We start from the raw sequence: 20,677 nt of genomic DNA, 5'->3' as shown, positions 1-20,677 counted from the left end.
GGAACTCTAACGATTCACGTCCAGGAATCATCGCTGGACCTGACCGGTCGGGCCGCCGATGCTCGGCGCATGGGTCCGCTGCTCTGTCTCGTCTCGGCCGCCTGTTTCGGCGCGATGGCCGTCTTCGGCAAGCTCGCCTACGACGCGGGCGTCTCCCCCGGCGCGCTGCTGCTGGTGCGGTTCACCCTGGCCGCGGTGCTGCTGGCGGCGGTCGTGCTGGCCCGGCCGGAGCTGCGCCGGGCGCTGGCCGCGCTGCCGCGGCAGGTGCTGGCCATCGCCCTCGGGCTGGGTGCGATCGGCTACGCCGCGCAGGCGGGACTGTACTTCGCCGCGTTGCGGCTGATGGCGGCCTCGCTGCTGTCGCTGATCCTCTACACCTATCCGGTGCTGGTCACCGTCGGGGCGGTGCTGCTCGGACGGGATCGGCTCACCCCGGCGCGCGGCGTGGCACTGCTCGCGGCGTGCGGCGGCACACTGCTGGTGCTGCTCGGCGCCGGCGGCACCGCGTTCCACCCGGCCGGCGCGGTGCTCGCGTTCGGCGCCGCGGTCACCTACACCGGGTACATCCTGGTCGCCGACACGGTGGTGCGCCGGCTGCCGCCGGTGCTGCTGTCCATGCTGGTGATGCTCGGCGCGGCCGGCACGCTCGGCGCCCGCGCCGTGGTCACCGGCGGGGCCGGGCTCGGGTTCGGCGCGCCCGGCTGGCTGTGGCTGGCGTGCATCGCGCTGGTCTCCACCGTGCTGGCGATGCTCACGTTCTTCGCCGGTCTGCGCCGGACCGGGCCGTCGACGGCGGCCATCCTGTCCACTTTCGAGCCGGTGGTGACCACCGCGCTGGCGGCGCTGATCCTGGGCGAGTCCCTGACCGGCGTACAGCTGGGCGGCGCGGCGCTGGTGCTCAGCTCGACGGCGGTCCTGCAGCTGCGCCGCACCGGAGAACGCCCGGAGACGCTTGAGCGCCGGTCTTCGATCCGCTGGGATACCAGGAGACGGGACGACGGCTTGACGACCGGTGGCCGGCCGGCCACGTCCACCGACCTGGGAGGTTCCGATGCTTGAGGTGACCGAGACCGACGGCATCGCCGTGGTACGCCTGGCGCACGGCAAGGTCAACGCGCTCGACCTGGAACTGCTGGAACGCCTCACCGCCACGTTCGCCGCGCTGGACACCGGCCCGGCGCGGGCGGTGGTGTTCACCGGCAGCGGACGGGTCTTCTCCGCCGGGGTCGACCTGTGGCGCGTGATCGACGGCGGTGCGGCCTACGTGCACGCGTTCCTGCCCGCGCTGGAGGCGGCCTTCCTGGCCGTCTTCGCGGCCGGCAAGCCGGTGGTGGCGGCGCTCAACGGGCACGCCATCGCCGGCGGCGCGGTCCTGGCCGCCGCCTGCGACCACCGCATCATGGCGGGTGGCGCCGGCCGGATCGGCGTGACCGAGCTGCGGGTCGGCGTCCCGTTCCCGGCCACCGCTCTGGAGATTCTCGGGTACGCCTACGGTGAGCCGCAGGCCCGCCGTCAGGTGCTGGCGGCGGACACCCTGGAGCCGGCCGCCGCGCTCGCCGCCGGCCGGATCGACGGGATCACGCCGCCGGAGAGCCTGGTGGACGACGCCGTGGCCGTCGCCCGGCGGCTGGCGGCGCTGACTCCGGCCGGCACGTTCCGGCTGACCAAGGCACAGTTGCAGGCCACCGTACGGCGACGGCTGGCAGCCCGGCGGCCGGACCTCGACCCGCAGGTGACGCAGTCGTGGGTGCAGGCGGTCGAGGACGGGCGGCTGCGCGACTACATGGCGGCGGTCAGGACGTGACGCCGGCGGGCGACGCCTGATAGTCGACGTAGGCGAACCGCCGCGAGTCCGCCGCCCAGCTGTTCACGTTGATCGTGCCCTGGCGCGGCCCAGTCGTCGCCCTCCGAGCGTGGTGCCGCCGCTGGTGACGTGGAGGTGGATCCGGCACGCCTTGCTCATGGCGCCGATCCTCGCACCCGGGCGGGAACGGTGGTGCTATCCCTACCGCGATCGGCTGGTTGGCACCATCGAGCGGGGCCACCGCGATCCGTACGGTCGACAACACGGATCGAGGGGAGGAACGAGAGCATGCTGGACCACCTGATGCCGCTGGTGGCCTCACCGTGGCTGTATGTGGTCGTCTTCGCGGCCGTGGCGATCGACGGATTCCTGCCGTTCATGCCGTCCGAGGCGCTGGTGATCGCCGCCGGCGCGCTGTCCGCGACCGGCCGGCCGGACCTCCTCGCGCTGGCCACCGCCGCCGTCGCCGGCGGGATGGCCGGGGACCAGATCTCCTACCGGATCGGCCGCACGGTTCGCGGCCGGATGCGGCGCGGCCGGCTGGCCGACGCCATGACCCGGGCGAACGGCCTGCTGCTCCGGCACGGTGGTCTGCCCATTCTGGTCGGCCGCTTCCTTCCGTACGGCCGTACCGCCACCACCCTGACGGCCGGCTCGGTGGCCCTGCCGCGGGGCCGGTTCCGGCTGTTCAGCGCGCTGGCGAGCACCGCCTGGGCGGCCTATGTGATCGCCCTGGGCCGGTTGGGCGGCCAGACCTTCGCCCATGCCCCGCTGCTCGGCGCGGTGTTCGGTGTCGTTCTCGGCATGGCCCTGGCCGGCGTCTGCGCCCTGGTGGAGAGGCGGCGCCCGGCGGCCCGCGACCGCGAGCTGGCCGGGGCCGACTGGCGCTGACCGGCGGGCCGGCGGCAGCGGTGCCTGGCCGCCAAGCTCAGCCCCCGCGCCGCCGGTGAACTATCGGCTACCCGCCTTGGGCGAAAGTTATTCAGATCAATGGGTGCCACTATCCGGCGAACTCCGGGTTCGCGAGGAAGAAGTCGTTGATCGCCCGGCTGTCCTCTGGCGAGAACGCCGCCCGCGGGATGACGAACGCCTCGACACCGAATGCCTTCTTGATCGTCCAGGCGTGCCGCCCGCGCTGCACCCGGGCGACGTCCGTCCAGGCCACCTGCTTGGTGCCACGCACGCCGTGCATGGCCGCGCCCTGCGACGTCACCTGATAGCGGACCGGCTCGGCGTACTGGCGCCGCAGCATCAGCCACTCGAACCCGATCAGCGCCTCCATGACACCGATGAACGCCAGCCCGGCGAGCCACATGTAGAGCAGTTGCACGCTGACTGGCCCGGTCACCGCCTGCCACCCCGCGGAACCGATCAGGACCAGCCCGAACACCCGGGCCACAACGGTCCGGATCAGCAGGCGCGGATCGTTGAGTTCCATCCGGCGAAAGACGCCGTAATCGACACGCAGCTCCCCCATGGCATTCACGCGCGGCAGTATGCCACGGCCTCCACAAACATCGATCTTGGGAGGTCCGCGGGTCCGCCGCCGGTCCGCCGCACCCTCCGGTCCGCCAATTCCCGGTACGCCGCTCGCCCCTCCCCGACCGACCATTCCGCCCCGCGCGGGCGGCAGGCGGGTGGCAGACTCCCCCCCCATGAGCCAGGAACTCCGGATGACCGGCGGCGGCGCCGGCGAGCCGCTGTTGTTGCTGCTGCACGGCCTGGGCGCGACCGGTGACGTCTGGTCCGGCTGGGCGCCCACGCTGGCACGCCACTGGCCGGGCCGCTGGCTGGCCCCGGACCTGCCGGGCCACGGCGGTTCGGCCCCGCTGCCGGAGTACACATTCGACGCTCTCGCCGAGGCCCTGCTCCCGCTCGTCCCGGCCGGCGGCCGCACCGTCGCCCTCGGTCACTCACTCGGCGGCGTGGTCGCCCTGTCCCTGGCCGCCCGCGTCCCCCTCGCCGCCGTCGTCGGCCTGGGCATCAAGGCCGTTTGGACGCCGGAGGATTTGGACCGCGCCCGGTCCCTGGCGGCCCGCCCGGTGACCTGGTTCGACTCCCGCGACGAGGCGCTGGCCCGGCACCTGCGGGTGTCCGGCCTGGCCGGTTTGCTCCCCGACGACCACCCCGCCGCCCAGCACGGCATCCGCGAGCAGGACGGCCGCTGGCGCCTGACCCTGGACCCCCGCGCCTTCGCCGTCGGCGCCCCGGACCTGCCCACCCTGATCGCCAAGTCCGCCACCCAGGTCACCCTCGCCCGAGGCGAGCACGACCCGATGAACACCGACGCCCAGCTCACCCGGCTGGGCGTCCCGGCCGTCACCCTCCCCGGCCTGGGCCACAACGCCCACGTGGAAGACCCGCAGCGGTGCCACACCCTGCTCACCGCCGCCCTCAGCAAGCGGTGAACGAGGCCGGCGGGGTGAGCCGGGCACGGGCCGCCCGGGTGAACTGGTCGTCCCAGCGGCGCGGGAAGGGCAGCATCCGGTGTTTGGCGCGCCACGGCTCCAGCTGCCGGACCGCGTTGAACCCGGCCGCCGTCACCACGCGTTCCGCGCTCGCGAACAGGGGCCACACCGGGTACCGATCCGTGTGCTCCACGTCGGCGGGCAGGCCGGCCGGGCGGTGCGGGGCGGCGAGCATCAGCCGTGGCCGGCAGCCTTCCCACGAGGCGCACTCCCGGGCGTACGCGACAAGCTCGTGAATCTCGGTCTCCGGACCGGAATGGGCGATCAGCCAGGCACCGGCGGCGAGGCCGGCCGGAGCGGACGGCGGGTCGGTCAGCCGCAGGCGGTCGCACGCCGCCGAGGTCCGCGCCAGGTGGGCCGCGTGCGCCGGGTCCAGGTCCTCCAGGATCCAGGTCTGGTCGAACCGGATCGGCTCCCGCGGCAGCAGCGGCCGATACGCCGCCCACCGCAGCAACCGGGCCAGGTGCACGGTTCGATCCGCCCGCGGTGGGTCGGACAGCTCGCCCTCGATGCCGGCCGGGAAAGCGTCCACCACCAGCTCCGACGGCCGCAGCGACGGGAGCGCCGCGACCGGCAGCACCCGGTGCGGTCCCAGCACCCGCGGATCAGCCGCGAACGGCGACCCGGTCACGATCGTCGCCGGCTCGTCGCCGTGCACGGTGTGCAGATAGGCCCGGATCCGGGTCAGGTGCCCCAGCCCACCGCCCCGCGCGTAGCAGACGATCACCGCACCGCTGCCAGCACCTTCAGATAGCCGTCGGTCTCGGCCGCCACCGAGAACCGCTCGCGGACCCGCCGGGCGCCCGCCTCCCCCAACGCCGCGAGGTGATCGGGATCGGACAGCGCCGCCCGGTGCAGGGCGGCCCGGCAGCCGTGCGGGTCACCGGCCGGGAAGGCGAACCCGACCGAGGAGTCGACCAGGTCGGCCAGGCCCCCGGCGTCCGAGGCGAGCAGCGGGATGCCGAGCGCCGCCGCCTCCAGAGCCACGTTCGGCAGGCCGTCGTAGAACGACGGCAGGGCGATCACGTCGCAGGCCGCGTAGACGGTGAGCAGCTGGTAGCGGTCCTGGAAGGGCAGCGCCGTGAACGCCACCTCGGGATGCGCGGCCAGCCACTCCCCGATGCCCGGCTCCAGGTCGCCGGCGAGCACGACGTGGAACCGGTCCGCGTGCCGGCCGGCCACCAGGGCGTCCAGCAGCAGCCGTACGCCCTTCTTGTTCTTCAGCTGGCCGACCAGCCCGATCGTGCGGCGGCCCGGATCGACGTGCTCGGCCCGCCAGGCGGCGGCTTTCTGCCGCTCGGACGGCAGGATCTGCCACTGGCCGGTGTCGATGCCGTTGGCCACCCAGGTGACCGGCGTCGACGGGGCGAGCCTGGACACCAGCGGCGCGGTGCCGCTGGCCACCACGCAGACGTGCGCCGAGGCCCGCAGCGCTTCGAGGACCACCGGCTGCCGGCGCAGCGAGAACATCCCGGTGTCGAAGTCGTTCCCGCGCAGCAGCGTGACCAGCGGCAATCCCGCCCACGCGGCATAGACCGGCGCGCTGAGCAGCGGGTACGTCCCGCCGAACGCGACCACGTGGGTGTAGTCGCCGACGGTCGGGGCGAGGGTGGTCCAGAGCGAGCGCAGCGCGTGCTCCGGGTCCTCGCTCAGCGGGACCGCGCCGCGCCGGCCCAGGTGCACCACCTCCACCCCGACGCCGGCCGCGCGCAGGCCGCGCACGATCCGGTCGCACGAGGTGGCCATGCCGCCGGGGCTGGGCGGATAGTTCTCGGTGATCCAGAGCAGGCGCATCAGCTGTCCACCAGGGCGTCGTCACCGTCGTCGAGGTAGTCCTGCTGCGCCCCGGCGCCCGGCTCGAAGGCGGCCCGGTCGTACGAGTCGAAACCGGTGTACCACCCGGCGTCCTGATACTCCCCCGCGGTCCGGTGCCGGTGCATCCGCCGCCGGTAGGCGGCCGCCGCCGCGGGGTGGCCGACCTGGTTGCGCGCGGCGGCGCACTCCGGGCACAACCCGCTCTCGGTGACGTGGCCGGCGCAGAGCGCGCGCCCGCACGCCGGGCAGCCGGCGACCGCCATCACCCCGCACTTGCCCAGGGTGAAGAAGCCGGTGGTGACCGTGCACGGCGTCATGCGGCACCTCTCTGCGGGGTCCAGCGGAACGGCTCGGTGGCCACGCTCAGGATCCGATCGACCTGCTCCTCGCCGCTGCGCGGCAGCCGGGCGAGCTTGGCGGTGGCGAGCACGCTGCGCCGCTGCCCCTCCCGGACGAACACCCCGATCCACGGCGGCGGCGGGGTCGGCGGGACCTGGCCGGCGGTGTCCTTGGGCAGGCGGCGGCGGACCCGGATGGTCTGGGTCAGCTTGCTCTTCCGCTTCCATTTGATCTTGCCGCGCGGGTTGCGCTTGGCGATCCGCCGGGTGCGCTCCCGGTCGACGACCAGGATCTCCAGGATGCTGCCGTCGCGCAGCTCGGCGCGCAGCCGCAGCCACGGGTCGACGGTCCACGCCTCGGTGGCCGACCGGATCGGCTTGCGCACCGGCAGGTCGCGGGCCGGTCCGGTCTTGCCGGGGGCGTCCTTGCCGCGCAGGTCCACCGTGACGCCGAGGGTGCCGGCCGGATCGAGGTCGGAGCAGATCTCGGCGAGCAGCGGCACCAGCACGTCGAGGGTGCGCGGCGGCAGCGCCCATTTCTGCCGCCGGACCAGCCCGGCATGCCGGTGCAGGCTGTCGATCAGTGCCGTCCATCCGCCGGCCGGCTGGGTCGCGGCGAACCCGCGCTGTGCGATCAGCGCCTGGTGCAGCGGGTGGAAGCCGGCGATGGCGGCTTTCTGATCGCGCCAGAACATGACCGGGACCGTATCAGCGACCCGCGACGGTGTCGTAGACGGCGGCCAGCCGGGCCCGGGCATGTTGCCAGGTGAAGCCCGCTTCGACGTGCCGCCGCGCCCGTTCGCCGAGGGCCCGGCAGGCGTCCGGGTACTCCAGCATCACCCGGATGGCCCGGGCCAGCTCGGCCGGCCGGTCCGGCGGCACCAGCCGGCCGTGCTCGCCCAGCACCTCACGGATCACCGGCAGGTCGGAGGCGACGACGGCGGTGCCGGCCGCCATCGACTCCCACACCTTGATCGGGCTGCAGCCCTGCTCCAGGTTGCGCGGGGTGGCGGTGAGCGGCGCCACCGACAGTTCGGCGTGCGCGAGCCAGGCCGCGACCTCGGGGTGCGGCAGCTGGTGCTGCCAGTGCACCCGCCCGGCGATCTCCAGGCGGTCGGCGAGGCGGCGCAGCGGGCGCGCCCGGTTCGGCGAGACCGAGGAGCAGATGACCAGGGCCAGATCGGTCAGGTCGGCCAGCCGGGCGAAGGCGCGCAGCAGCACGTCGACGCCCTGCCACGGTTGCAGCGCCCCGACGTAGATCAGGTATCGGGCCGGGGCGGCGGCCGGTCGCGGCAGGCCGGCCGGTGCCGGGTCCGCCCCGTTCGGCACGAGACGCACGCGGTCCGGTGCGGCGCCGCGGGCGATCACGGCCCGTTCGATGACGTACGACGGGACCACCACCGCCGCGGCCCGGCTCAGGCACCACTGCTCCAGCTCGCGGATCTTCCCGAGCGTGCTGGGCGCGACGAGCGGCCACGCGTAGGGCAGCTCGATCGACGGCAGCCCGTTCGCCTCGTAGACCAGCCGGGCGCCGGTGGCCAGTGCGGGCAGGGCGCCCCACGGGTCCCGGACGTGACACAGTTCGAGGCTGTCCCGGTGCGGCGCGAGCTGCTCGGTCACCCACGCCGAGAACGCCTCCGCCCGGTCCAGCAGGTTCGGCACCACGGCGTCGAACCGGACGATCTCGACGTTGCCCTCCCGCTGGTAGGCGGGCAGTCCGCCGCCACCGAGCACGCAGAGCAGCCCGCCGTCGTAGCGTGCGAACAGCTCGGCCGCCATGTGCCGGATGTGCACCGCGGACCCCTTGCTGGAGGGGAACCGGTCGAAGGCGACGTAGGCCGCCCGATGCCCGTCAGCCACGCCGCCGCTCCCGGTGCCAGGCGATCTGCCGCGCCAGGCCGTCGTCGAGCCCGGTGCCCGCGGTCCAGCCGAGCAGCCGGGCGGCCCGCTCGGTGCCGGCCCACGTGCGGGTCACGTCACCCGGTGCGGGGTCCTTCGACACGGTCGGCGGCGTCGTCCCGAGCAGCCGCCCGATCCGGTCCAGCGCGTCACCGACGGTCACCGTCATCGGACTCCCCACGTTCAGCACGGTGCCGTGCGGCAGCGGGATCTCCGCCGCCCGGACGGTCGCCGCCACCACGTCGCCGACGTAGGTGAACGATCGGCTCTGCCCGCCGTCCCCGAACAGCGGCGCGGGCACCCCGTCCAACCCGGCCTCGATGAACCGATGAAACGCCATGTCCGGCCGCTGCCGAGGGCCATAGACCGAAAAATACCGAAGGATCACCCCGGCGCACCCGCCCCGCCGCACGATCTCCTCCGCCGCGGCCTTCGATTTCGCGTACGGGCTGAGCGGCGCCGTGCCATCGTCCTCGTCGCACGGCCGTGCCGCACTGCCATAGACACTGGAACTGGAGGCCAGCACGAGCCGCGTGCCCCGCCCGGCGCACGCCTCGACCAGCCGCTCGGTGGTCGTCACGTTGTCCCGCCAGGTCAGCGGCCCGCCGGAGTCGCGCACCCCGGGCCGCCCCGCGAGGTGCAGCACCACGTCGCTGTCGGCGAGCGGCGCCAGGTCGTCCACTGCCAGATCACACTCGGCCACCGTCACCCCGGCCCGCGCCAGCTCGTCCCGGTGGTCCGCGGCAAGCTCCGGCCCGGTCCCGTCGCCGGTGAGGCACTCCCGCGGGTCCCGGTCGTCGGTGCCGCGCTCGCGCGAGGCGCGGTGGTCCGTGACGCGCTCCCGCGGGTGCCGGTCGTCGGTGCCGCGCTCGCGCGGGTCCCGGTCGTCGGCGCCGCGCTCGCGCGAGGCGCGGTGGTCCGTGACGCGTTCCCGCGAGGTCCGGTGGTCCGCGGCGCGCTCGCGCGCGGCGTGATCAGCCGCGGCGTGTGCCCACCAGGCCGGATCCGCGGCGCGGCGGCCGGCCACGTCGACGGCCAGCACCTCGTGGCCGGCGGCCAGGAGCGCCTCGACGAGGTGGCTGCCGATGAACCCCGCCGCCCCCGTCACCACCGCCCGCACACCGGCACTCTAACGGCGTCACCAGCCCGGACGAACAGCCGGGCCTGGCTAAAGCGTAACCGGTCAGTTACGCTTCCCGGCGTGGACGAGGTGGCCGGCGCGATCGCCGATCCGGTGCGGCGGGAGATCCTGCTGATGCTGCGCGACGAGCCGCGCTCCGCCGGGCAGATCGCCGACCGGTTCGCGATCAGCCGGCCGGCCGTCAGCCGGCACCTGCGGGTGCTGCGCGAGGCCGGCCTGGTGCGCGACACCGCCGACGGGCGGCGCCGGGTCTACGCACTGGTCACCGCGCCGCTCGACGAGCTGGCCGGGTGGCTGGACCGGCTGACCCGGCCGTCTGGCTGGCAGCACCGCTTCGACGCGCTGGCGACCGAGGTCTACCGGACCCGCCGGGCCCGGCGCCAGGTCACCGAGCAGCAGACCGCCGCGGTCGCGGCGGCGGATTCCCACGAGGAGAGCGCATGAGCCCGACACCCACCGGCCGGCTACTCGGCGGCGACCTGGTGCTGACCCGCACCTTCCCGGCACCGGTCATCGACGTCTGGGCCAGTCTGACCGACCCGGAGCGGACCGCCCGCTGGTTCGGCCCCTGGGAGGGCGAGGCCGGGCCGGGCCGGATCATCAAGGTGCAGATGGCGCACGAGCAGGGCCAGCCGTGGATGGACATGACCATCGACGCGTGCGAGCCGCCGCACCGGCTGGCGATCTCGGCCGGCGAGGCCGACGACCGCTGGCGTCTCGATCTGGTGCTGACCGAGCGGGCCGGCATCACCGAGCTGCGGTTCACCCAGCACCTGACCCGCCTCGACGGCCTCGGCGAGATCGGCCCCGGCTGGGAGTTCTACCTGGACGCGCTGGTCGCCGCCCGGGACGGCACGCCGATGCCCAGCTTCGACGACTACTACCCGGCACTGAAGGAGCATTTCGAGGCTCAGCGCCGGGGGTGAGCCGCTCGCCGGGACACCGCTCCAGGCGTACCGAAAATGGGTCGTGAATCATCAGTGGACGGCTCGCCGGCCGTCGATACGCTCGGGGCATGTTGACGGCCAGGAGGACGAGCATGTGGCGCGGCCGGTACGAGATCGCCTCGGACGGCCGGGTGGTCGCCGTCTGGGATCCGTCGTGGTGGCGGGCCGGCGGCGACTTCGACATCGACGGGCGGCATTTCCAGGTGCGGGCCAACGGCTGGGGCACCCGGTACCGGATGCTCGACCAGACCGGCCAGGAGGTCGCCGTGGTCGAGCGGGCCGGCCGCAAGCACTGGAGCGTGCTGGCGGGCGGCCGCACCTACGAGTTCCGCCGGGCCTCCTTCTTCGGCGGCCGGCAGGAGCTGCTGGTCGGCGGCATGCCGGCCGGTCACCTGCGGCGCACCAGCGCCTGGACCGGGGAGATCGAGGCGGACCTGCCGGGGCTGCCGTTGCCACTGCAGGTCTTCGTGGTCGGCGCCCAGATCGCCATCTGGCAAGCGCAGCAGGCGGCGGCCGGCGCCTGATCCCGTTGAGCCCGCCCGGCTCTCGTGGTAGCGATATCTATCGATGAGTTCGCTACGCACGAGGAGTGGCATGCGACGTGAACGTTTGACCAGAGCTGTCCTCGCCGTCTTCGCCTGGGCGGTGCTCACACCCGCGGTGGCGGTGGCGCAGGAGCCGGTCACCGGCGCCGGCGGCTCGTCCGGAGCCTGGATCGACGCGTGGACCGGCTCGGCCCAGGGGGTCTACCCGGTCGGGTACTCGGTGGCGCAGCCCGGCCCGCCCGGCCCGGCCGGTCCCGGGAACACGGCTCCCCTGCTGACCGCCGCGTTCCCGGACAACCAGGCACGCGACCAGACGCTGCGGCTGATCGTGCACCCGAGCGTCGCGGGCACGAGCTGGCGGATCCGGCTGACCAACGAGTTCGGCACCCGGCCGGTGACCTTCGGGCGGGCGTACGCCGGCCTGCAGTCCGGTGGCGGCAACGTGGCGGCCGGCACCAACCGGGCACTCACCTTCGCCGGCCGGCGGTCGGTCACCGTCCCGGCGGGCCGGACCGTGCTGAGCGACCCGGTGTCCGTCCCGGTCACCGACGCGCTGTCGCAGCACCTCGCGGTGAGCCTGCACGTCGCCGGCGCGAGCGGGCCGATGACCTGGCACGCGGCCGGGTTCACCACGTCGTACCTGTCCGGTCAGAACACCGGCGACCACACCGCCGACCTCGCCGACACGGCGTTCCCGTACTCCACCACCTCGTGGTTCTTCGTCTCCGAGGTCCAGGTGCGGGTGCGGCACCGCGGCGCCACCGTGGTGGCGTTCGGCGACTCCATCACCGACGGCTTCTTCGCCACGCTGAACGGCGACGACCGCTGGCCCGACGTGCTGCAGCGCCGGCTGGACCAGGCCCGCCCGGCCGACCGGCGGATCTCGGTGACCACCGAGGCGATCGGCGGCAACATGGTCACCCGGATCGGGCGTACCCCCGGCGGCTGCACCCCGTGCGACGGGCCGCCGGCGCTCGACCGGCTGGACCGGGACATCCTCGACCGGCCCGGCGTCCGGGCGGTCATCCTGCTGGAGGGCATCAACGATCTCGGTGGTGGCGGCGCCACCGCGGAGCAGGTGATCACCGGCTACCGGGAGATCGTCCGGCGGGTGCACGCCCGCGGTATCAAGATCATCGGGGCCACGCTGACGCCGTCGGCGGGCACCGAGTTCGGCCTCTACGGCACCGCGGAGACCGACGCCAGGCGACGGGCGGTCAACGACTTCATCCGTACCAGCGGGCTGTTCGACGGGGTCGCCGACTTCGCCGCGGTCACCGAGGATCCGGCGCGTCCCGGGCACCTGCGGCCCGAGTTCGACACCAACAGCACCGTCGGCGGGCCCGGCGACCACCTGCACCCGAACCGGGCCGGGTTCCTGGCGATGGCCGGCGCGGTCGACGTGGCACAGCTGAGGCGTTTCGGGTGATCCCTCGGCGGCGGCGGCGCGGGGGTGCCGGACCGCGCCGCCGTCGCCGGGTGATCAGCGGTCGGCGGTCAGCTTGCCGGCCGCACCCCAGCTCTCCGGGCCGACCTCGTGGATCCACACCTGGACCGACTCGGCCGGGATCCGGTACGCGTCGACGAACGCGTCGGTGATCCGGGCGACCAGCTCCCGCTTGAGCTCGGCGTCGCGCGGGCCCTGCTGAACCGTGACGATGGGCATGTCATCTCTCCCGTTCCGTTGAGTGGATCTGCCGTCCAGTCCACTCCGGCCGGCGGCCGCGAACCAGGAGCACTCCGCGCACGCAGCGATCACGGATCGAGATCGTCGCGGGCCACCCGCCGGCACGCCGCCAGCAGGGGCCCGGCCCGGTCACCGGCGGCCGGGACGACCAGCGAGGTGGGCAGCGCCAGCGGGACCGGCAGGAACGCCACCCGCGGATGGTGCACCTGGCGGGCGGCCGCGGCGTACACCACCGTCCAGCCGCGGGCACCCGCGCCGAACGCCGCCAGGGTGTCCTCCAGGGTGCTGGCCGGCGGCCCGGGCACCGGCTCGAAACCGGCGTCCCGGCAGGCGCCCAGGACCAGGTCGACGAGCGGCGGGTTCGCCCGGCGCGGCGTCAGGTACAGCGGCAGCCCGGCCAGCCCGGCGAGGTCCTGGCCGGCCGGGCGGTGCCGGGCCGAGACGGCGACCACCAGCCGGTCCCGCCACACCGGGACCTGCCGGAGCCCGTCCGGCACCTCGATCGCGCCGCGGACGAACGCGGCATCCCACTCCCGGTCGGCGACCCGCCGCAGCCGTTCCCGGGTGGCCGCCGAGACCAGCTCGGCCCGGGTGCCCGGGGCCAGCCGGCTCAGCTCCTCGAGGATCCGTTCCAGGCGTTCGCCCAGGCCCCGGCTGGTGCCGACGCGCAGCACCGACTCCCGGCCGGCGACGAAGGCGGCGACCGTGGCCAGGGCGTCCCGCTCGGCGTCGAGGATCCGGCGCGCGGCCGGCAGGAACGCGGCGCCGGCCTCGGTGAGCCGGACCCGGCGCGGGGTCCTGTCGAACAGCGCCACGCCCAGCTCCCGTTCGAGCCGGCCGATCTGCTGGCTCACCGCCGACTGCACGATCATCAGTCGCTCGGCCGCCCGGGCGAAGTGCAGTTCCTCCGCCACCGTGACGAAGTACCTCAATTGGCGAAGCTCCACCGGCCGATGATGGCAGCCGCCGCCGTCACGGGCGGGGCACGCCCATCGGATTGGGGAACGGCACGACAGTGGCGGCGGCATCGGCCAGCGGCTCGAGCAGGCGCGCCAGCCGGGTCAGGGTGGCCGCGTCGAACGCCGTCCACGGCTGGGCGGCCAGCCGATCGGTACGGCTCTCGACCTCGCGATGTGCTGCCTCGCCGGCGGCGGTGGGCCGGCCGTCGCCGGAGAGCCAGCCGCGCTCGGCCAGCGTCCGGGCCGCGGCGTCCCACTCGTCGTCGGTCCAGCCGCGGTTCGGTTGCAGCTGCTCGCGCCCGCCGTACAGCGCGTCCCGCAGCACGAGCGCCTGGCATCCGGTGAGTTCGGCGTCGACCAGCGCGGCGATGTGCCCGTCGCCCCGGTGCTCGCGCAGCACGGTGGCCGCCTGCCACAGCCGGGCCAGCGGGTCGTCCGGGATCGGCAGGGCGGCGTTCGCCGCAGCGAGCGCCCGGCCGCCGGTCCCGGCCGCGCGGGCCGCCGCCGCCAGCAGGTCGGCGGCCCGCGCCCAGCGCTCCGGCTCGGCCGGCAGGACCGCGCGCAGGGCGGCCACCGCGCCGTCGAGGCGCGCGGTCAGCGCCCGGTCCGGCGAGGCCCGCCGCCAGACGTCGGGCAGCGCCCGGGCCACCATGGCGGGCGCGAAGGAGAAGAACAGCGCGGTGACGGGCGCCGCTGTCACCGCGCCCAGCGGTGCCGCCCGCCCGGCGAAATAGCCACGCCAGTACCCGCGCAGGCCGGCGCTCTCGAACCCGGCTCGCGCCTCGGGCGCGAAGTAGGTGACCGCGTGCAACGGCTCGAACAGCTGCCACAGGTGCCGCATCGAAGACATGCGTCGATTCAACAGCAGCCGAAGGTGGTCCATCGTCCGGGATAACGTTTGAGTCGGCCGCTCGTTGAACCTGATAGCGGGAGGCGGAGCGGGCCCGGTGCAACGGACCCGCTCCCGATCGACATGTCCGTGTGAACGCTCATCACCCATCGGGTGATGAGCGTTTCGTGCATTCCGAACACGTCCGCGCGGTCAGCGGCATCACCTCCGGCGATCCGAGGAGGCGCGGCGGCTGCCGCGCCGGACCGATCCACACGACCGGCAGGGCAGGCGGGCCACTGTGGATGGGCAGTTGACTATCTCGCATGGGTAGCGTGCCGGACCGGACCCGATGTGCGTCACCCGCCGGTCACCCGATCGGGTGTCTCGTGGGACAACGCCGGACGGGGTAGGACACGATGGGCCGATGGAACCGGCAGCCCGCCCGCCGGCGCCGGCGACGCCGCCGGATCCGCGTGCCACCGAGACCGTCGCCGACCTGGCCGAACATCTACGGCAGCTGCGGCTGACCGCGCCCCGGCCGGCGCCCACCGACAATCCGCTGACGCTGCGGCAGCTGGCCGCGGTGACCGGACTGCCGCACAGCACCCTCGGCAACGCCGAGTCCGGCCGGGTGCTGCCGCGCGTCGAGGTGGTCTACCTGATCGCCGAGGCCTGCGGGGTGCCGGACAGCCAGCTGGCCTGGTGGACGGCGGCACGCAACCGGGTGGCCGGTCGGCGGGGCCGCGCGCCGCACCCGGCGGCACCACGGCTCCGGGCCGAGCGCGTCGCCGAGCCGGTGACCGGTGAGCAGCGGACCGACGCCGACGAGCTGTTGCTGGAACTGGGCGGCACCGCCGTCGACAAGGCCGCCGAGCTGCTGGCCGCCCGGGCCCCGGAGTCGGTCGTCGCGTTCCTGCGGCGGCTGCACCCGGCCCTGGTGGCGAAACTGCTCGCCACGATGGACCCGGTGCTGGCCGTGGGGCATCTCAACGGGCTGTCGCCGCAGCACGCCGTGGCGTGCCTCAACGCGATCCCGCCGGGCCCGGCCGCCCGGCTACTGGCACTGACCCCGGTCACCGGCGCGGTGGCCCACCTGACGGCGATGAACCCGGAGACGGCGGCGCGCGCGCTGGTGGCCATGCCGGGCGCGGCGATCGGCCCGCTCCTGCCGCACCTCGGGGTCGAGCTGGTGCGGCGGGCGGCGAGGGGGATGCCGGCGCAGCAGCGGGCGGCACTGCTGACCGGGACGCGACTGCCCGCGGCGGTCACCGGCGAGCTGCTGTTCAGCCTCGGCTTCGACGGCTCGCTCGCCCTGCTGCGAGCGGCCGGTCCCGGGGTCGCCGCACGGCTCCTGGTGGCCCTGCCGGCCGACCCGGCCACCGGTCTGCTCACCGAGCTGCCCGCGCCGGAGGCCGCGGCGATGATCAAGCAGATGCCCGTCGACCAGGCCGCGGCCCGGCTGCTCGGCATGACCGACAGGCAGGCCGCCGACCGGCTCGCCCCGCTGCCGGCCCGGCCGGTCGGCGAGGTGCTCGCGGAGATGCCGGTGCCGTGCGCCGCGCGAGTGCTCGCCTGGTTCTCCGGAGCCCGCCGCACCGCGGTGCTGCAGCGGATGCGACCCGACCGGGCGGTGCCGATCCGCTGGTACACCGAGACCCTCGCCTACCGGCTCTGGCTGCCCACCCTGGCCGACCCGGCCCCGGACAACGGCGCCACCAGCGCGCCGACCCTGGCCGAGCTGGTCAGCGCCGGCCCGCCCCCGCCGGAGCTCGCCGCCCGCGGCTATCCGCGGAGCTTGCCGATGGCGGACTCGTCGAGGGCGGCCAGCAGGGACGCCGGGTCGTCGTAAACGGCCACCGCACCCGCCGCGCTCAGCTCGTCGGCCGAGGTGCCGCCGCAGGCCACGCCGATGCACGGGATGTCCAGGCGACCGGCGGCCCGGACATCCCACACCGAGTCGCCGACGAAGACGGCAGCGTGCGGGTCCACGTCGCTCTGGCCGAGGGCGGCCTGCAGGATGTCCGGCGCGGGTTTGCTGTGCTCGGCGTCGGAGGACGAGGTGGCGGCCGCGATCACGTCGTCCGCGCCGATCACCCGGCGCAGCTGCTCGAGTTCCGGTTCCTTGGCCGACGAGGCGAGCACCACGGCGAGGCCGCGATCGGCGACCGCGCGCAGCAGCTCGGGCGCTCCGGGAAGCGGGCGCAGCCGTTCCCACCAGGCTCCGTAGAGCACGTCGTGGGCGGTCGAGGCCCGCTCGTCCCGGTCCCTGTCGCGGTCCTCGCCGAGCAGGTGGTCGAGCAGGTTGTCGGAACCCATCCCGATGGCTCGGTGGATCTTCGCCATCGGGACGTCGGCGCCCTCCTGGCGCAGCGCCTCCCACCAGGCGACGGTGTGCAGATAGGTGGTGTCGACGAGGGTGCCGTCGACGTCGAAGAGAACGCCGGATCGCATGCGAGCGGGTTACCCCCGGATCACCGGGGCGAACCACGCCGGTCGCGGCGGCCGGGGAGGCCCGGCGCTTACCGGCGGCCGGCGCCGGTAAGCCGTTCGGGCAAGATGGCCGTCCGGTCGGCAGATGCCGGCATTCGCGGCCAGGTTTCGTCAGATGCTGCTGGGGACGCTAGCGACCCAGCGAGGTGACAGATGGCAACCGACGGCGACTTCGACCAGAAGGCCGACCGGATGCGCGTGGCCGGGATCGATCCCGGACCGGCGACCGGTGTCGTGGAGACGGTCGGCGCGGGACAGCTGCGGCGACACCGGTTCGCCCTGCTGACCGCGCATCCCGAGCGCGGGATGCACGAGGTGCACGGCCGGCTCCGCGAGTACTACGAGAGCCAGGGCGGCCCGGCCGGGGCGTGGGGGTTTCCGATCACCGACGAATACCCCGACGGCGCCGACGGCCGCAGCTCCGACTTCGAGGGCGGCACCCTCGCCTGGACGCCGGCCGGCGACGTGCTGGAGATCCCCGCACCCGCGCCCGGCGCGGCTGTCCCGGCCGCCGGCGACTGGCCCGCGGTCCCCCTCACCGAACGGCTGCGGTACGCCACTGGCCAGCTGGTCCACCAGTACGGATTCCCGGCTGACGGCGCCGCCGGCGTGGTCGGCAACCTGCTCGCCGAGTCCGGTGTCATCCCGTCGCGGATCGAGGGCAGCACCGCGGACCACCCGATGCGGGCCAGGAACTTCGACGGTGTCGTCGTCGATTTCACCCCGGAGGAGATCATGCTGCGGGCCCGGCCCCACGGTCCCCGCCTGCCCGGGGCCGGCCTCGCGCAGTGGACCGCCGCGAGCCGGCGGTCCGGCCTGTTCACCCACGTCTACCAGGGCCGCGCGCTCGGCGCGCAGGCGCTGCTCAGCATGGACGCGCAGCTGCACTATCTGGTCGAAGAGATGCGCACCGGCTATCGGGCGGTGTTCGCCGTCGTCACGGCCCCGGCGGTGACTGTCGACGAGGCCAGCGACGAGATCGTCTACGGCTTCGAGGTCCCCGGCGCGATCCTCGACGCGTCCGGCCATCGGCTGCCCCGGACCGACCCCGCCGTGCAGAGCGTTTTCGCCGTCCGGCGGGCCTTCGCCCACCAGGCCCGGGCCACCCTGCCGTGACCGGCCGTCGCTGACCGGCCGGTCAGTGACGACGCCACTGCAGCATGGCCGCGGTGGCGTCGTCCCGCAGTTCGCCGTCCTCGTAGGAGACGATCGCCTGGATCAGGCGCCGCATCACCTCCGGCGCCCGGGTGCCCTGGCTCAGCGCGTCCAGCAGGAACGCGCTGAGCCGCTCGGTGCCGAACAGCGTCCCGGCGGCGTCCCGCGCCTCGGTGATGCCGTCGGTGTAGAGGACCAGGGTGTCCCCCGGCTCCAGCTGGTGCTCGACGACCCGCGGCGGCCGGTTCAGCATGTGCCCGAGGCCCAGCGGCAACGTGTTCGGCGTGGGCAGCGGCGACCGGGCCCGCCCGTCGCGCAGGAACAGCTCGGCCGGGTGGCCGGCGCTGATCCGCCGGTAGATGCCGGTCTCGATGTCCAGCTCGGCGAGCAGCGCGGTGACGAAGGCCCCCGGGTACTGCGCCCGGATCCACTTGTCGATCGAGCGGCAGGTGTCGGTCAGCGACAGTCCGGAGCGACGAGCATTACGGTACGTGTTGAGCGCCAGCGTCGTGAGCGCGCTCGCGCTGATCCCGTGCCCGACCGTGTCGAAGAGCGCGACGTGCAGCACGTCGTCGTTCGCCGCGTAGTCGAACGCGTCCCCGCCGACGTCGTAGCAGGGCTCCAGCACCGCGGTGACCATGGTGCCGTCGACGGCGAAGGTCAGCGGCGGCAGCTGGTTCCAGATGATCTCGGCGGCCAGCTGCATGGGCAGCCGCCGCCGGGTGTACTCCACCGCGTCACCGTAGAAGCGCCGGCTGGCGATCAGCTCGGCCACCAGGGCGGCGATCACCTCCAGATCGTGCCGGGAGGCGACCTCCGGCTCGGCCTTGAGCCGGAACTCCAGGACGCCGAGCCGTTCCGCCCCGTGCAGCAGCGGCAGCCAGAGGAGCCCGCCGCCGGCCTCGTCGAGCCACTGCGGCTCGGCGGTGGTGAACGCCAGGCCGGCGAGCGAGTCCTCCAGGGACAGCGAGACCGCCGGGTCCACCGTGGTGCCGCGCAACGGGTGCAGCGCGATCTGCCCGTAGTCGACGAGCAGCACGGTGGCCCGCTCGGCGTCGAGCAGTGGGGCGGCGGCGGCCAGCACCTGCGGCAGGTCTTCGGCCCGGCCGCGGTGCCGCAGATCCATGAGCCGGCGAACGGCCTCCATTGGCGCGAGCATCAGACCCATCTTCCAACCCGCCGGGCGATAACGCAGTAACCGATCCGTCAGAGAAACGCGGCGAGGCCGTCGAGCAGCCGGTCCACCTCGTCGGCGGTGGTGTACGGGGCCAGGCCGGCCCGCAGGGCGGGCGCCTCCAGCTTCATCGCCGCGAACGGCTCGCAGGCGTAGAACGACCCGGCGGGCGCCAGCACGCCCCGGCCGGCCAGGTGCACCTGCGCGTCCCGGGCGTCCCGGCCGGCGAAGCTCATCAGCAGCGTCGGGGTGCGCTCGGCGGCCCGCGAGTAAAGGGTGACCGCGTCACCGAGCTCGCGCAGCCCCTCCTCCAGCCGCAGGCGCAGCGCGGTCTCGTGCTCGTGCACCGAGGCCAGCGAGTTGGTCAGCCGCTCCCGGCGGGTGACCCCGGCGCCCGGATCGATCCCGGCGAGGAAGTCGACGGCGGCGGTGGCACCGGCCAGCATCTCGTACGGCAGCGTGCCGAACTCGAAACGCTCCGGCACCGCGTCGGGCGAGGGCAGCAGCTTGTCCGGCCGGATCGTCGCCAGCAGCTCCGGTGCGCCGGCCAGCACCCCGCAGTGCGGGCCGAGGAACTTGTAGGGCGAGCAGACGAACAGGTCGGCGCCCAACTCGGCCACGTCCACCAGGCGGTGAGCCGCGTAGTGCACACCGTCCACGTACACCAGGGCTCCCGCCGCATGGGCCAGGTCGGCGACCTGGCGCACCGGCGGGACCGTGCCCATCAGGTTGGCGGCGGCGGTCACCGCGACCAGCCGGGTACGCGGCGACAGCACCCGCCGCAGCGAGTCCACATCGAGCTCGGTGCTCTCGGTGTCGAACTCGATCCAGCGGACCGTGACGCCGGACCGGTCGGCCTGCTGGATCCACGGGCGCACATTGCTGTCGTGGTCGAGCCGGCTGACCACGATCTCGTCGCCGGGCTGCCAGCTCTTGGCCAGGTGGCGGGCGAAGTCGTAGGTGAGCTGGGTGGCGCTGCGCCCGTGCACGATGCCGGCGGCGGGCACGCCGAGCAGGTCGGCGTAGGCGGCGCGGAACTCGGTGACGGCCCGCTCGGCGTTGAGCTCGGAGACGCTGACCGAGCCGCGGTTGGAGAGCGGCCCGGTCAGGGTGGCCACTATCGCGTCGGCGACCGGGCGCGGGGTCTGCGTGCCGCCCGGGCCGTCGAAGAAGGCGAGCCCGTGGTCGAGGGAGGGGAAATGGCTGCGGAGGGCGGTCACGTCGAGGCTCATGCCCCCAACCTATGTCCGCCGGGGCGGCGGATCAGGTCCGGCCGGTGGCCAGTTCGGCGGCTACCGCGTCCGCGCCCAGCCCGATCATCCAGGCCAAGGCCCGCCTCGCCGGCGGTGTAGGTGTGCACGCGGTACTCGGTCATGCGGTCGAAGGTAGGAGCGGGCCGGCGTACCGCACAGAGGGCACTTCG

23 protein-coding genes are annotated in these 20,677 nt (G+C 74.4%); 10 read left to right on the top strand and 13 right to left on the bottom strand.

Annotated elements, in window-relative coordinates:
* The first annotated feature begins 69 nt into the window (after positions 1 to 69).
* From Actob_RS16780 to Actob_RS16770, 3 genes are all read left to right on the top strand, one after another.
* Entirely contained in the window at positions 70 to 1,059 is a 990-nt protein-coding gene (locus tag Actob_RS16780; RefSeq protein ID WP_284921134.1) for a DMT family transporter, read from the top strand.
* Positions 1,052 to 1,804, top strand: a complete 753-nt coding sequence (locus tag Actob_RS16775; RefSeq protein WP_284921133.1) for an enoyl-CoA hydratase/isomerase family protein — start codon at positions 1,052 to 1,054, stop codon at positions 1,802 to 1,804. Before Actob_RS16780 ends, Actob_RS16775 begins: the two co-directional genes overlap by 8 nt.
* 288 nt (positions 1,805 to 2,092) lie before the next feature.
* Complete coding sequence (locus Actob_RS16770) at positions 2,093 to 2,695, top strand: DedA family protein (protein WP_284921132.1); 603 nt, start codon at positions 2,093 to 2,095, stop codon at positions 2,693 to 2,695.
* Between the two features lie 109 nt (positions 2,696 to 2,804).
* Here Actob_RS16770 and Actob_RS16765 read toward each other — a convergent pair whose 3' ends face one another.
* On the bottom strand, positions 2,805 to 3,290 hold the full coding sequence (locus Actob_RS16765) for a YcxB family protein (protein ID WP_284921131.1): 486 nt from the start codon (positions 3,288 to 3,290) through the stop codon (positions 2,805 to 2,807).
* A gap of 169 nt (positions 3,291 to 3,459) precedes the next feature.
* Between Actob_RS16765 and Actob_RS16760 the strand changes: the two genes are divergently transcribed.
* Positions 3,460 to 4,212: an alpha/beta fold hydrolase gene (locus Actob_RS16760; protein WP_284921130.1), complete on the top strand. Its 753-nt coding sequence runs from the start codon at positions 3,460 to 3,462 to the stop codon at positions 4,210 to 4,212.
* Here Actob_RS16760 and Actob_RS16755 read toward each other — a convergent pair.
* Genes Actob_RS16755 through Actob_RS16730 form a run of 6 tightly spaced genes read right to left on the bottom strand, consistent with a single transcriptional unit; the run spans position 4,199 to position 9,444 of the window.
* Positions 4,199 to 4,999 (bottom strand): hypothetical protein, encoded by an 801-nt coding sequence (locus Actob_RS16755; protein ID WP_284921129.1) that lies wholly within the window; start codon positions 4,997 to 4,999, stop codon positions 4,199 to 4,201. The genes Actob_RS16760 and Actob_RS16755 overlap by 14 nt on opposite strands.
* Positions 4,996 to 6,066, bottom strand: coding sequence for a glycosyltransferase family 4 protein (locus Actob_RS16750; protein ID WP_284921128.1), 1,071 nt, complete (start codon positions 6,064 to 6,066; stop codon positions 4,996 to 4,998). The genes Actob_RS16755 and Actob_RS16750 overlap by 4 nt, the downstream gene beginning before the upstream one ends.
* Entirely contained in the window at positions 6,066 to 6,404 is a 339-nt protein-coding gene (locus tag Actob_RS16745; protein ID WP_284921127.1) for a hypothetical protein, read from the bottom strand. The genes Actob_RS16750 and Actob_RS16745 overlap by 1 nt, the downstream gene beginning before the upstream one ends.
* Positions 6,401 to 7,120 carry a hypothetical protein gene (locus Actob_RS16740; RefSeq protein ID WP_284921126.1) on the bottom strand — a complete coding sequence of 240 codons (720 nt, stop codon included), beginning with the start codon at positions 7,118 to 7,120 and terminating at the stop codon, positions 6,401 to 6,403. Before Actob_RS16740 ends, Actob_RS16745 begins: the two co-directional genes overlap by 4 nt.
* Before the next feature lie 13 nt (positions 7,121 to 7,133).
* A complete protein-coding gene (locus Actob_RS16735) occupies positions 7,134 to 8,285 on the bottom strand; it encodes a glycosyltransferase family 4 protein (protein WP_284921125.1) in 1,152 nt (383 codons plus the stop codon).
* Complete coding sequence (locus tag Actob_RS16730) at positions 8,278 to 9,444, bottom strand: NAD-dependent epimerase/dehydratase family protein (protein WP_284921124.1); 1,167 nt, start codon at positions 9,442 to 9,444, stop codon at positions 8,278 to 8,280. Before Actob_RS16730 ends, Actob_RS16735 begins: the two co-directional genes overlap by 8 nt.
* An 81-nt stretch (positions 9,445 to 9,525) precedes the next feature.
* On the opposite strand from Actob_RS16730, the gene Actob_RS16725 reads away from it, so the two are divergent.
* From Actob_RS16725 to Actob_RS16710, 4 genes are all read left to right on the top strand, one after another.
* Positions 9,526 to 9,909 (top strand): metalloregulator ArsR/SmtB family transcription factor, encoded by a 384-nt coding sequence (locus tag Actob_RS16725; protein WP_284921123.1) that lies wholly within the window; start codon positions 9,526 to 9,528, stop codon positions 9,907 to 9,909.
* Positions 9,906 to 10,391, top strand: a complete 486-nt coding sequence (locus Actob_RS16720; RefSeq protein ID WP_284921122.1) for an SRPBCC family protein — start codon at positions 9,906 to 9,908, stop codon at positions 10,389 to 10,391. The genes Actob_RS16725 and Actob_RS16720 overlap by 4 nt, the downstream gene beginning before the upstream one ends.
* Before the next feature lie 89 nt (positions 10,392 to 10,480).
* On the top strand, positions 10,481 to 10,936 hold the full coding sequence (locus tag Actob_RS16715) for a hypothetical protein (RefSeq protein ID WP_284921121.1): 456 nt from the start codon (positions 10,481 to 10,483) through the stop codon (positions 10,934 to 10,936).
* 70 nt (positions 10,937 to 11,006) lie between these two features.
* A complete protein-coding gene (locus Actob_RS16710; RefSeq protein ID WP_284921120.1) occupies positions 11,007 to 12,386 on the top strand; it encodes an SGNH/GDSL hydrolase family protein in 1,380 nt (459 codons plus the stop codon).
* A 54-nt stretch (positions 12,387 to 12,440) separates the two neighbouring features.
* Here the strand turns inward: Actob_RS16710 and dmpI are convergent, their stop codons facing one another.
* The 3 genes from dmpI to Actob_RS16695 form a co-directional block, all read right to left on the bottom strand.
* On the bottom strand, positions 12,441 to 12,623 hold the full coding sequence (gene dmpI / locus Actob_RS16705) for a 4-oxalocrotonate tautomerase DmpI (RefSeq protein ID WP_284921119.1): 183 nt from the start codon (positions 12,621 to 12,623) through the stop codon (positions 12,441 to 12,443).
* 89 nt (positions 12,624 to 12,712) lie between these two features.
* On the bottom strand, positions 12,713 to 13,591 hold the full coding sequence (locus tag Actob_RS16700; RefSeq protein ID WP_284921118.1) for a LysR family transcriptional regulator: 879 nt from the start codon (positions 13,589 to 13,591) through the stop codon (positions 12,713 to 12,715).
* A 25-nt stretch (positions 13,592 to 13,616) separates the two neighbouring features.
* Positions 13,617 to 14,453, bottom strand: a complete 837-nt coding sequence (locus tag Actob_RS16695) for an SCO6745 family protein (protein WP_284921117.1) — start codon at positions 14,451 to 14,453, stop codon at positions 13,617 to 13,619.
* 406 nt (positions 14,454 to 14,859) lie between these two features.
* Here Actob_RS16695 and Actob_RS16690 point away from each other — a divergent pair, with 406 nt between their 5' ends.
* Positions 14,860 to 16,284, top strand: a complete 1,425-nt coding sequence (locus tag Actob_RS16690; protein ID WP_284921116.1) for a helix-turn-helix domain-containing protein — start codon at positions 14,860 to 14,862, stop codon at positions 16,282 to 16,284.
* Here the strand turns inward: Actob_RS16690 and Actob_RS16685 are convergent.
* Positions 16,218 to 16,886: an HAD family hydrolase gene (locus tag Actob_RS16685; RefSeq protein WP_284921115.1), complete on the bottom strand. Its 669-nt coding sequence runs from the start codon at positions 16,884 to 16,886 to the stop codon at positions 16,218 to 16,220. The two genes, Actob_RS16690 and Actob_RS16685, sit on opposite strands and share 67 nt — an antisense overlap.
* A gap of 192 nt (positions 16,887 to 17,078) precedes the next feature.
* Between Actob_RS16685 and Actob_RS16680 the strand changes: the two genes are divergently transcribed.
* A complete protein-coding gene (locus Actob_RS16680) occupies positions 17,079 to 18,041 on the top strand; it encodes a phage tail tip lysozyme (protein ID WP_284921114.1) in 963 nt (320 codons plus the stop codon).
* Between the two features lie 22 nt (positions 18,042 to 18,063).
* Here the strand turns inward: Actob_RS16680 and Actob_RS16675 are convergent, their stop codons facing one another.
* Together Actob_RS16675 and Actob_RS16670 are read right to left on the bottom strand one after the other, a co-directional pair.
* Positions 18,064 to 19,227: a PP2C family protein-serine/threonine phosphatase gene (locus Actob_RS16675; RefSeq protein WP_284921113.1), complete on the bottom strand. Its 1,164-nt coding sequence runs from the start codon at positions 19,225 to 19,227 to the stop codon at positions 18,064 to 18,066.
* 59 nt (positions 19,228 to 19,286) lie between these two features.
* Entirely contained in the window at positions 19,287 to 20,486 is a 1,200-nt protein-coding gene (locus tag Actob_RS16670; protein WP_284921112.1) for a cysteine desulfurase-like protein, read from the bottom strand.
* Between the last annotated feature and the right edge of the window lie 191 nt (positions 20,487 to 20,677).

Source organism: Actinoplanes oblitus (genome assembly GCF_030252345.1).
Taxonomy (GTDB): Bacteria; Actinomycetota; Actinomycetes; order Mycobacteriales; family Micromonosporaceae; genus Actinoplanes; species Actinoplanes oblitus.
The sequence above is the reverse complement of the archived record's forward strand: the minus strand, read 5'-3'. Positions and strand labels throughout refer to the sequence as shown.